The organism is Cupriavidus sp. 05N39 (assembly GCF_056397325.1).
This window is the reverse complement of sequence record NZ_JBFTNE010000063.1, coordinates 1-12,048: the sequence shown is the minus strand read 5'-3', so window position 1 is coordinate 12,048 and position 12,048 is coordinate 1. Positions and strand designations below refer to the sequence as shown.

At 59.9% G+C, this 12,048-nt stretch carries 7 protein-coding genes and 1 pseudogene; 4 read left to right on the top strand and 4 right to left on the bottom strand.

Annotation, left to right across the window (positions count from 1 at the left end; genetic code table 11):
- Positions 1–81: 81 nt before the first annotated feature.
- Both AC1DN0_RS26620 and AC1DN0_RS26615 read left to right on the top strand, forming a co-directional pair.
- Positions 82–381: a hypothetical protein gene (locus tag AC1DN0_RS26620; protein WP_441632638.1), complete on the top strand. Its 300-nt coding sequence runs from the start codon at positions 82–84 to the stop codon at positions 379–381.
- A gap of 256 nt (positions 382–637) precedes the next feature.
- The gene (locus AC1DN0_RS26615; protein ID WP_441632636.1) at positions 638–862 is read left to right on the top strand and encodes an H-NS histone family protein; all 225 of its coding nucleotides are present in this window, start codon (positions 638–640) and stop codon (positions 860–862) included.
- Between the two features lie 174 nt (positions 863–1,036).
- Here AC1DN0_RS26615 and AC1DN0_RS26610 read toward each other — a convergent pair whose 3' ends face one another.
- The 3 genes from AC1DN0_RS26610 to AC1DN0_RS26600 all read right to left on the bottom strand — a co-directional run bounded on the left by AC1DN0_RS26610 (position 1,037) and on the right by AC1DN0_RS26600 (position 4,513).
- Positions 1,037–1,480 (bottom strand): GNAT family N-acetyltransferase, encoded by a 444-nt coding sequence (locus AC1DN0_RS26610; RefSeq protein ID WP_441632634.1) that lies wholly within the window; start codon positions 1,478–1,480, stop codon positions 1,037–1,039.
- Between the two features lie 1,137 nt (positions 1,481–2,617).
- Positions 2,618–3,052, bottom strand: coding sequence for a hypothetical protein (locus AC1DN0_RS26605; RefSeq protein ID WP_441632632.1), 435 nt, complete (start codon positions 3,050–3,052; stop codon positions 2,618–2,620).
- Between the two features lie 102 nt (positions 3,053–3,154).
- Positions 3,155–4,513 (bottom strand): dicarboxylate/amino acid:cation symporter, encoded by a 1,359-nt coding sequence (locus AC1DN0_RS26600; protein ID WP_477146134.1) that lies wholly within the window; start codon positions 4,511–4,513, stop codon positions 3,155–3,157.
- A gap of 3,786 nt (positions 4,514–8,299) precedes the next feature.
- Between AC1DN0_RS26600 and AC1DN0_RS26595 the strand changes: the two genes are divergently transcribed.
- On the top strand, positions 8,300–9,976 hold the full coding sequence (locus tag AC1DN0_RS26595) for a SagB/ThcOx family dehydrogenase (protein WP_441632628.1): 1,677 nt from the start codon (positions 8,300–8,302) through the stop codon (positions 9,974–9,976).
- A gap of 98 nt (positions 9,977–10,074) precedes the next feature.
- Here the strand turns inward: AC1DN0_RS26595 and AC1DN0_RS26590 are convergent, their stop codons facing one another.
- Positions 10,075–10,800 carry an IS6 family transposase gene (locus tag AC1DN0_RS26590; protein WP_441632626.1) on the bottom strand — a complete coding sequence of 242 codons (726 nt, stop codon included), beginning with the start codon at positions 10,798–10,800 and terminating at the stop codon, positions 10,075–10,077.
- A gap of 38 nt (positions 10,801–10,838) precedes the next feature.
- On the opposite strand from AC1DN0_RS26590, the pseudogene AC1DN0_RS26585 reads away from it, so the two are divergent.
- Positions 10,839–11,441: pseudogene (locus AC1DN0_RS26585) on the top strand (phospholipase D-like domain-containing protein); the annotation flags it as partial.
- Between the last annotated feature and the right edge of the window lie 607 nt (positions 11,442–12,048).

Genomic DNA, 12,048 nt, shown 5'->3' with positions numbered 1-12,048 from the left:
CGCGCAGGAGCGCGCCAGCGCCACCGAGCGCTGCGCGAGATCGACCAGGAGCGCACGCTGCGCCAGAAGGGCGAGCAGGCGGTGGCGGACCTGCGCACTGAGCTGGCAGCGGTGCAGGCGCGGACGCAAGACGCGGCCGTGGCCGGCGCCGAGGAGCGGGCACGACTGCAGGCCGAGCGCGACACGATCAACCGGCAGTGGGGGGCGGCGCAGCAGGCGCTAGCAGATGGGCAGGTGGCGCACGAGCGCCTGCGGGCCGAACTCGAGGTGGCGCTGCGGCGGGTCGAGCGCGCGCAGGCGGAAGCCACCGCGACACGCCGCTTGGTGCTAGCCAGGCGCCGGGCGCCGGCGCGCACCAAGTTCAACTCCGGGTCCGCTTGATGAAGTGATCGAGGGCGGGGTGAAATTTGTCCACCACGCGAGGGGATAAGCCTGTGGACCAGTCGAGCGGGGACTGATGGCCGGCGGTTTCCGTGAGTTTGATTTATTCTTGAGCGACGAGGGTGGGCACGCGATTCCGGGGGAGTGTGTTGCCACAAACCAGCGATCCGCCGGAACAAGCGTTAGGCCCAACGGTCTCTGAAGACGACAACGCAAGGATCCTGTTCCGCAGCCTCCTCGAATCTGTGCACCTAAAATGATGTCGATCGAAATCGAGCGCGGCGAAGCGATTACTTGGATCCGCATCCAGATGGCCAGGCACGGCCTGACCTTGGCGGACTTGCAGGCCGCAGGCTGCTTTGCCGAGTCGCCGCCGGCGCCATTGCCGGGGACAGTGCGCTACCGCAACGCGCACGGGCAGGGCTGGGACGACCGCGGCGCCATGCCAGACTGGCTGCAGCGGGCGGTCAATGCCGGGTAGACCGTGGAACATTTCCAGGTAGATACGGCAAGGGAATAGGCTATTGGGGGTTCGAATCCCTCCGTCTTCGCCGGCAATGGCGGCGGAAGCCCGGAAGATTGCGGTCTTCCGGGGGTTTGTTTCTTTTGGGTTGCTTCGGGCGACCACCCTGCCCGTTGAGAGGAGAATCTACTGTTAGCGCAACTCACACCGCATGCAGAGTGCAGACGTTTGCGCGGCCCGCTGAAATGCGCTTGAAGCCGTGACTTCTGGCGGTGCTTCTTCAGCAGGGATAAGGGAGAATCCCCAGCGCGCGAAATAGGCTGGGGCTACGGTAGACAGGAGATAGGCGTCTCGCGCCTCCGTGCCGCGAGCCCGCATCAAGAGCGCCTCAACCAATCGGCTGGCAATGCCTCTGTCGCGGTATTCGGGCTCAACTGCTACCGAGCGGATGAGGATGGACTCTCCATGGTGCTCTGCCGCTGCGCAGCCAACGATGTGGCCATCACACACCGCAATGTGGAAGGCTTCGATAATTTCGACAACATCCGCGGCAGGTAGCCTGCAACTCTCAAGCAATGTAACGACTTGCTGCCAATCTGAGTGAGAGGCCGAACGTAGTTGAACGTCGGTCAACATAGGAAGTGACTCCAACTTGCGCTTCGTTAGGCTAAGAGAAGCCTGTTGCACGCTCTAGTTATTCAGAAGGCATATGTTTGTCTTCTTCACTTAGCAGCGCGATGGTCATGCGCAACCGTCGGCTGTCATGGTGGTGAGCCTATCACCGAACACGCATTCGGCTTGTAAGCGATTGTGAGACCGCAGCCAGCGGCCCAAGAACAAGGAAGGCACTCCGCAGTGCAGGGGAATGGGGAGCCGACCGCTGAGATTCACGCGCGCCTTCCGAGCGTCCCGAATCCAGGCTGCATACAAGGTCCTTGCACTGCTTTCCGGAGTGAGCCGGCAGAGTCATCGGGTTTGACGGCGCTGGGTGGCGTCGTAGCACCCCTTGAGGGTGGCGCTGAACTAACAAAGCCACAAAGTGCGGCGCGGGATACTTTCGCGCGCGCAGTTAGCCGGCCTCGGTGCAAGCAAAATCGAACAGAATGTCAGATGCCTCGGCGCTACAGTGGCCGTCCCCATGCCGGTAGGCGTTTTAGGAGGTACACGAATGAAGCAGCATCTGGCGAATCCCTGTTGATGGCTGGTGCGATGATCGCGTCCTACCCGCTGTTCGCGCAGCAGGCCCAGCCCATTCAGCCGACCCAGCCGATGCCAGCGACTCAGCCGATGCAATCCAGCCAGGCGGTGCCATCCGCCCAGCCTATGCAAGCAATGCCGGCGGCAGCGCCGTCGGCCCAGGGGGCGCTGTCAGCTGTACGCGATCCCGATGCGCAAGGTGCCGGACAGTCGGCTCAACCGGGCATGGCTCCCGCTCCAGTCGACCCCACGCTGGCCCGCAGCCCCAACCCGTCAATGGACCCCGCCAGCATGAGCCTGGCTCCCGATGCGCTCGGAACGCGCCAATCCTTTCCTCGACGGTGCCTGAGCGCCACCAGCGTTGCCATCGGCGCCGACACGCAGCCGGCGCCTGTCAGCTTTCTTGCACGCTGTAAGTCTCGACCACCACTTCCGAGTGCTGCGTCCGGTAAGCCGGGCAGCGCTCGGCAGGACAGCAGTGCGGCGCGCCGGTCCGCATCGAACGGGCCGCGCATGGATAGCGTCAAGCAGGATGTCCGGTTTACCGACAAACATCTTGGCCGGCGCATTGACTCATCAGAACTGCAACCCGTGCTGACCTGTTGCCTCACGTAGTTTGCTACCAGTCGGATTGTCCGGCGGGAGCAGCGCAACGTGACGAGGCAAATCAGCATGACGATACGCAAGGAGTTGCTCGAAGCGCTGCGAGTGGGGTATCGCAGCGCGGCGTTCGGTGAACAGATCACGATTCTCGATGAGTTCGCGGCCCTGACTGGGAATCACCGCAAGCACGCCATCCAGCTGCTGCGGCAGCAGGGGGGCCTCCGCGGCGACGAAGGCGACACGCGAATGCAATCGGCTGTACGACGAGGCAGTACGCCAGGTGTTGACGGTGTTGTGGGAAGCGGCCGACAGGGTCTGCGGCAAGCGCCTGAAGACATTGATCCCGACGTTGGGTGATACCTTGGAACGGCAAGCCCATCTGGACCTGGATCCGATCATCAAAGCCAAGCTCTTTCGAGTCAGCGCGGCGAGGGGTAATCGAATTAGTTACCACATTGTCTGATTGGCATGGAGGCTTGCTCGGGCGCGCGTGCATCGGCAACGTGAAGGTCAGCGAGGCATATCGGTGCGGGGGACAGCAACCGGCATGTGGGCCGCAACCTGATCGAGCACCACCTCGGGTTCGTCGGCTTCGGTGTCCGATTCGTTGTCCAGCCTGCGACGCATCCGTTCGACATCGAGGTCGCCGGTCCATTTCGCGACCACCACCGTGGCCACGCCGTTGCCGATCAGGTTGGTCAGCGCGCGGGCCTCGGACATGAAGCGGTCGATGCCGAGGATCAGGGCCAAACCGGCGACCGGCACATGCCCCACCGCCGACAGCGTGGCCGCGAGCACGATAAAGCCACTGCCGGTGACGCCGGCGGCGCCCTTCGAAGTGAGCAGCAGCACGGCCAGCAGCGTGATCTGCTGCGTCAGGGTCATGTCCGTGTTGGTCGCCTGAGCGATGAATACCGCCGCCATGGTCAGGTAGATGGACGTCCCATCCAGGTTGAACGAGTATCCCGTGGGGATTACCAGGCCGACGACAGACTTGCGGGCGCCGAGGTTCTCCAGCTTGGCCATCATCCGCGGCAGCACGGATTCGGAGGACGACGTGCCCAGCACGATCAGCAGTTCCTCTTTGATGTACTTGATGAACTTCCAGATCGAGAAGCCGTGCAGGCGTGCGATGGTACCAAGCACGATAAAGATGAACAGCAGGCAAGTCGCATAAAACGTCGCCATCAGCTGGCCAAGCTGCAGCAGCGAACCCACGCCGTACTTCCCAATGGTGAACGCCATGGCGCCGAACGCGCCGATGGGAGCGACCTTCATGATGTAGCCGACGATGGTAAACAGCACATGCGAGAACTTCTCGATGAAATCGAACACCAGCGTGCCGCGGCCGCCGAACTTGTGCAGCGCGAAGCCGAACATCACCGCAAACAGCAGCACCTGGAGAATCTCGCCCTTGGCGAAGGCATCCACCACGGTACTCGGGATCACGTTCAGCAGGAAATCCACCGTACCCTGCATCTTTCCGGGCCCGGTRTAGGCGGCGATGCYCTTCGTGTCGAGGGTGSTKACGTCSACATTCATGCCGGCGCCSGGCTTGACGATGTTGATGATSAYCARGCCCACCACCAGCGCRAYGCCGCTSACGAYYTCGAAGTACAGCAGCGCCAGCCCGCCGGTCTTGCCGACCTTCTTCATGTCCTCCATGCCAGCGATGCCCACCACGACCGTGCAGAAGATGATCGGGGCGATGATCATCTTGATCAGCTTAATAAAGCCATCGCCCAGTGGCTTCATCGCCTCGCCGGTGTGCGGATAGAAGTGGCCCAGGAGGACGCCGACGACGATCGCGGTGATGACCTGGAAGTAGAGCGATCTGTAGAACGGCTTCGGGTGATTGTTCTTATCCATGAGTGTCTCCGTCATTGCTTCGCGATCACTATCAGCGTCTAGATGCTTGCCGCGTACGCTTGATGGCCTGCGGGTCAGCTTGAGCGCACTGGAAAGCCGGGGCCGCATGCGCAGCCCCCTTCTGCCTGGCCTGCTTCGCCGCCTCGAACGCGGCTGGGGCGACACTGGCGGCGCGCGGGCAGGTCGCCCGGATCGGGCCGCAGGTTTCGCATGCGCGCCGCGATTGCGTGTCATGGCCAGTACTGACTGGCCTATCCATCGCCGTGCCGCACCGCGTGGAGATGGGCGTGCGTCGCCATGGCTGTCTCCTGGTGATGGTCCATCCCGCGTTCATGGGATCCGTCAAGTGCGCAAACCGGGTACTGTCGCGCAAAAGGCCGCCCCTGATATAGCTTCAGTCAGTCGATCGAATTCCCCCATCGATTCGCATGGCGAGGACGAATGAAGTGGCGCCGCCTCGAGAGGAAACGGCGTCAGCCGTCCTGTCCCCAGCAACAATGTTGGGAAAACCGCCGTTCCAGTATTGGATAGGGGGTTTCGAAAGTCAAAGGAGCGTGCCGCGTTGTCGTCAAAGGAAGGACATTGCAATCCGGCCTGCACAGGTCTCAAATGGAATACGCTGGCGCAGGGTCACGAAACGCGTGGTCCCACCATGCCGAAGCGGACGGACTTCCCAGGTGTCGGTGACAGCTGCGTACCGATGGCAGCGGCACTGACGCTCTGCCTGACATCTGGATCTGTACGTCAGCGCGGCCAGCATGCCCAGGCCACGAAGCCGCTGTCGGCCGATGCGCCCGGTGGCGATGCCGGAATCGTCTAGCCATGTGTCGACGCTGCGCAGGCGGTTGAGTAAAGCGCCGAGAACGGTTGGAGAACGGACTTCCGCGGTTCTTTCCACGACCTTGGGAAGCGGTGTAACTAGCACTTATGGCTTTTTCAACATAACCAAAAATGGACAGTCGACAAGGCACTGTTAACTTGCCGATAGCGAGCCAATGCAGTGGCACGCGGGACCGCCGCTCACAAAGCAGTTGACGGATTTTTGGCCACGTCGGTGAGTTCGTGCCAGGCAGCGAATCTCGCAGCGAGGTGTTCGGGATGCTAATGGAAATCCCGCCCGACCCGGCTCCCCAGCCTTTCCCATTTCGGGACCGGATACCACATCCTTATACAGCCAGGGGCCAGACCGTAACCCGCGAATCCTTATGCCTATAGGATACTTTTGGGAGCGCCAGACTGATCAAGAAACTGGACCTTCTGGACTTCATCGGTGGATGGCTGGACGCAAAATTGGTAGGTGGTATGACTCCATGCAGCAGAGATCGTGTGACTGCTCGAAGTAGGCGAACCGACGAGCCAAATGGTGCCGTGCTTGTCAAGGACAACGCGACGCAGAGCGAAGCAGTTGTTCTCGTTGGCGATGGCTACGGCAACGATACGGCACTTAGTGAATTCCTCTTCAAGGGACAGGATGTGCGACCGAAGGGACTGAAAGGTTTCTTTTGCAGTCATGGATTGGCTTGCCGCTGTTGCGGATGAGCGCTCTGATTTACTGTCTTTGGGCCTGCGGGTTCGGTGACGCCTGTTTTTTCGTACTGAAGAACGTCATTGCCGCCTTAGTGGCGCCACAGGGGGACTTGCTACTATCTTCATCGTCCGCAAGTTCTTTAGGTGAGTATAGTTAACGCGCTCCCTCATGGCGAAGCACTAAGGTGGCCGCCCGCACGCGATACTTCCCTTTAGGGACACACGCCATGAAAGATTGAGGCACAAGCAGACTGAATACGGTGGAACCGTTCGGCGCCGCGGCGAAAGCTCGGAGTTTCACTGCGGCAGCACGCTCCCCGCCATCAAAATGCGATAGACCTCGCCGGCTATCCCAGCAGATGTCTTCGCGCTTCCAATGAGGCGTTCGCAGGTATCCTGCCGCAAGGTTGACGTGATCCTATTGGCAAGCTGGGGCCGCTGCTCGAGGTCGCTAGGCCACGGCCAGGTCGCGCAATTGAACATTGTGGAGTCCTGCCGCTGTGGCTGCTGCGGGAAGGCTCTCAAAAGGGCTTTCACGGATCTTTGGCAGGGAACCATTATTTGCTGGCTGGCTGGCTGAGTGGCGGCAATGCGCAGGGCGATTCCGCGAACGTCGGATGAGGGATTTTCTGGGATGTAGTCAATGCGGACGCGTCGCCCGGAGACTGCGGGGCCCGCGCAGTTCGCTGCGCGGGCTGTTTGCTCTGGGCACCTCGGCGTAAGTGCTACGCGTAATCGCCAAACCTATCTGGGTCGTCCGGCATCGTCCATTTGACGGCCTTTTCTTCGACGTCTTTTGCCTGTTTCTGGACTGTGGGCAATGTCGTGTGGGGTGCGAACTCCGAGATTAGCTGAGATTTTGGTACGTTGATGACTTCCTCGCCGTCTTCGGACCAACATTTGAACCTGACGGTCATATGTGACTCCGGTTAGTGACTCAATCGCTCTTGCATTGGAATGCACAGGGGCGAACTATCATAATAGGTCGGATATATGAGAGTTGGCTGACGTCAATAGCGACAGGCAACTGGGGCAGTCCGATTCTGCCGGCGCGTTGTCGGACCGTTGCTCAAGGCAGAGATTCCTAAGAATCCGCCACCGTCGTTGCGGGTGCGTCTGGGCACGCCTCGCAAGCCATTACCAGCAGCGGAAGCCGTCTTTTCAGGAACCGGCAGTCGCGGACGAGACGTAAGCCTAGTCCGGTGGCAATGGAATAGATTCCATTTTTATATCCAGCGGAGATGCGGCAGAAAATCGCCGTGCTCCTCTATGCCGACTCCGCCTCTGCCATATAGCAAGGTCATAACCTTATCCTTCTCGGATGATTTGCAGCCCACAATCATGAGAAGCTCGCCTTGCGACAATAAGGCCGCATGTCGGGCTAATCGAGGCCCCCGATCATAAAGCCAAGGCCATAGGTGGTGAGACTACTCAGCGGGTCAGAATGGTCGCCGTAGTATCCGGCGAGAGCTATACCCAGTACCGCGCAGATAACATATCCAGCCATCGAAACTTCGGGTCGGAATGTGGTATGGCTGCTATCGGCAGCCGGAAAGCCCTCGATAGGCTTGAGGCCTCTGCCCATGAACCACGGACCCGTTACGTAAGTTGGCGCCCTTGATAGGGCAAGCACCTGAGTCCAGCCATTTCTGGCCGAAGCAGCATCTGCGAAACGAAAATAGAGAAGGGTACGCATAGCAGCACCTCGGTTATCCGGGCACAACTGCGCTCGGAGGATTGAGACCCATGGTGTCAACGTTGGTTGGTACAGCCGGACAGGAAATCCGCGATGGCAGCGTCAGAAATCCGTTTGTAGGCGCGATAGCACCAAAAGTGATGTTGATGCAGCATTGGACTGCTGCTTCGACGCGAACTAGCTCAAATCTGCAATCTGCTTGTTTTGCGGATCGAATTGACCGGGTTGCGCAGTCTTGCGACCTTCATCTGGTTGTTCACTCTGGCGCTTTCTCGATGTTGTCGAGCGCTTTGTCGGGGCCGGAGGTACGGGGGCGTACTTCATGAGTGCCTTGTCGTTGCTTATGGTCTGCTGTCATGTCACTTCTTAAGAATACGCTCTTGCGACTAGATTCCCAACAAGGGTTACTCAACTGGTGGGCGCCCGACCAACTCCCTTGCCAGTTGCGCCCACTGGCGAGAAAATGGCCCTCCCTGTACTTCGATGCGTTCACTTATCGCCGCGACGTCAGGTGGCCGAAAAGGATCCATAATACGAAATCAGCATTCCTGAGCTGAAGGCATATGAGCCGATTAACGCAGGTGTTGCTTGAATATCACGAACGCAGCAAGCACCGTGTCGACAGCTACGCTCCCGGTCCCGAAGGGCTCGACTGGGCAACCCAGCCAGACCCGTTCCGGGTGTTTCAAGGCACACCGCGGATTGCTCTTCCATTGGTCGCGGACACCTTGGCCGCACGCTACAACGAGCTGCGCTGCGGCACTCTGCCTCCCGCGCAAAGATTCAGTCTTCGTACCCTGGCAATCCTGTTTGAACTTTCACTCGGCCTGTCAGCGTGCAAATCCTACGGTGCTCAGCGGTGGTCACTGCGCTGCAATCCTTCGAGCGGGAATCTGCATCCGACCGAGGGCTATCTTCTGTGTCCGGCTCTGCCCGGCTTGGCTGGCGGGGTCTACCATTACCTGAGCCGCAACCATGTACTTGAACATCGCGCTGAATTGGATGATCCTCGATGGACCGAGGCGTTTGCAGGCGGCGGTATCCTGGTCGGCATCAGCTCGATCCACTGGCGCGAGGCGTGGAAATACGGAATGCGCGCATGGCGCTACTGCCAGCATGACTGCGGCCATGCTATCGCGGCAGTGAGTTACGCCGCGGCAGCTCTCGGCTGGCAGACGCGGCTGGTGGAGGCGGCTGCGGATGACGCGTTGGCCGCATTGCTTGGATTGAACCGCCGCGAGGATTTTGGACCGGCCGAACCAGAGGTGCCAGATGCCCTGCTTTGGATCGGCAATCCTGAAGCACAGCCGGACCCTAGGTGCCTGCAGGCTGCTTTGGATAAGGCGCACTGGTACGGATACGCGAATCAACTAAGCGCGGGACATGAGAGTTGGCCCGACATCGATTCGATCCATCGCGCCACGCACAAGTCTCGTACTCGCGAACCGAGCTCGCCAAATCCGGAGCCGCACCGGTGGTCCGCGACGCCCGCCCTTGATCTGAGCTTTGCCCGAATCGCTCGGCAGCGCCGCAGCGCTGTGAGTTTCGATGGTACGACGCGCATCACCGCCGCGGCTTTTTTCGCCATGCTGGCATGTCTGTTGGTACGTAGCGACACGCCACCGTGGAATACGCTGATGTCTCCAGTCGCGGTGCATCCGGCGCTGTTGGTGCACCGCGTGGACGATCTGGAGCCGGGCCTGTATGTGCTAGTGAGACATTCCGGGGCGCTGCCTAGCCTCAAGCAGGCTATGCGCCCGGAATGGCTGTGGCAAAAGACTGGACCGGACCATCTGCCGCTCTATTTTCTGCTACCTTACGATTTACGCGCAGTGGCAAAGTTGATCTGTTGTCACCAGGACATCGCCGCTGATTCCTGCTTTGCGCTGGGAATGATCGCAAATTTCGAAATCGCCCTGAAGCAACCATGGCGTTATCGCCATCTTTTCTGGGAATGCGGAATTCTCGGCCAGGCGCTCTATCTTGAAGCAGAAGCCTCCGGAGAGCGCGCTACGGGAATTGGCTGTTTTTTCGACGATGAAATGCACGCCATGCTGGGAATCAAAGATCACGCTTGGCAAAGCCTGTATCACTTTACCGTCGGTGGCGCCATGGTCGATCAGCGCTTGTCTACATTTGCACCGTATGAGGTTCAGCCGCGCCGCGAACGCAGCGAACCAGGCGCTCGAATTCCGCGCGGGCATTGGCCACGAAGCTACCCATCATCATCCGCTCGGTAGCAAGCGCCGATGTCAGGATAGTCCAGCCATTGTTGACTTCCCCGGGTTTTGTCGCGATAAGGAGGTGGTACCAGCGAGGAGTAGCCGGGGTGCTGCGCTTATGCGGCCAGCGAGTAAAATTGCTCAGCAGCGGACGGACTACTCCCCTTTGGGGCGACCATCTGCCTTTTGCAGATCATGCGCATGGTCTCGATGCCACCCAGGATAATGCGGGCGAAGCGAAAATTCTGGAATCCCAGCATCGGCCTGACCCGGCGTTTGATGGACCGGTGGTCCTGCTCGACGAGGTTGTTCAGGTATTTGTTTTGCCGGATCTTGATGGGAGTTTCCCTTTTAGCGTTGATGGCCTGCAGGGCTGCCAGATTGGCGCGGCTCTTGCCCACCGTGACAGTCTGCGGAGCCCCGTTCTGGGCGATGGCCTTCTCGAAGAAGCGCCGGGCAGCGGCCGTGTCACGGCGTGCACACAACAGGAAATCAATGGTCTTGCCGGCCTTGTCCACAGCCCGGTAGAGATACTTCCATTGCCCCTTTACCAGGAGGTAGGTTTCGTCCATGCGCCAACTGGTGCCCACCGGACGCTGATGCCTGCGAAATGCCTGCTCGAACACCGGTAGCAGCTTGATCACCCAGCGATGCACGGTGGAATGGTCCACCGAGATACCGCGTTCGGCCATCATTTCCTCCAGATCCCGCAGACTTAGTGAGTACGCCACGTACCAGCGCACGCATAGCAGAATCACGTCCAGCGGGTAGTGCAGGCGCTTGAGCACCTTGGCAATCCCTGCCGGCAGGCTCTTTCGTGGGCGCTTCGTGTGATGGCTCATCTTCTGGCTTCGGGTTTCGCGACCGCAAATTCTACTTCGGCACCGTTACTGCGACGGAACCCTATTTCCCCGTGCTGCCGCGTGTTGGCCAGGGGCGAGCGCAGATCTTCAGCAGTTCGCCCACCGGGGGCAGTGAAAGCATGGCGTTGATGTACCTGCTTGCTATCACCGCCGCCAGCCGATCCATCGATCTATCATCCGCCTATTTTGTGCCTGACGACCTGACACTGAAAGCACTGCTTGCCGCGCTGAAACGCCGGGTCAGGGTTCGCATTATCGTGCCGGGTGAACACATGGACTCCGAGACCGCGCGGTCGGCTTCTCGCTCCCGCTGGGGCCAACCTTTGGAGGCCGGCGCCATCATTGTCGAGTACCGTCCCACGATGTATCACTGCAAAGTGATGATCGTCGATGGCTTGCTTGTCTCGGTCGGATCGACGAATTTCGACAATCGCTCGTTCCATCTCAACGACGAGGCCACGCTGAATATCCTGGATCGTGAATTTGCCGCCGAGCAAACAAGGACATTCGAAGAAGACCTTGCCCTGTCCAAGCCGACGTCGTTCGCTGCCTGGTCGAGTCGACCCTGGCGTGAAAAGCTCTCTGATCGCCTCGCGTCGATCATGAAATCACAACTATGACAGCGAAGCCGGATTGACGTCACGCGCCAAGCATCATTCCGGCCTTGTCCTCGATCTGGAGTACCCGGCGCGCGAAGATCCGTTGTCTGCGGACGTTTCGAATGTCTATTGGATGGGGCCGGACAACGGCCGCAGTTGGCTGACTCTGGCGGTCCTTCACGATCATCGGGCAAGCAACATGACCGTGCGCAACGGCCGATGAACCGACAAGCGCCGCCGACGCGCGAGTGGCCGTTGTTTAGTGTTGAAGCGACGCTCGAGCGTCCGAATGGACCACCGGGCCGACGGCCGGAACTGGCCGTCAACGGTCCTACGTGGGCGCATTGAACCCCTGCGGCGCACGGCTAGTCCAGCGAATTCCGGTTTCCTACAGCAGGACATTCGATTTAGGAAGCCTCCGGGTCAATGGCCGTCAACGCATTACCCATGGAGGACTTCTTGGACGAATCGGGGCACGCCTATCAATGTGCCTCGTTGTCTAGGCTGTTTTTAGATGTCAGTCGGCTGGCTAATTTGAAATGTCAGTGCGGTCGTGCTTTTTGTGGTTTAGCCGTAACGCGGTCAAGCTGGCCGGAAGGGGAGAAGCCAGCACAGGGTGGGGCGGTGG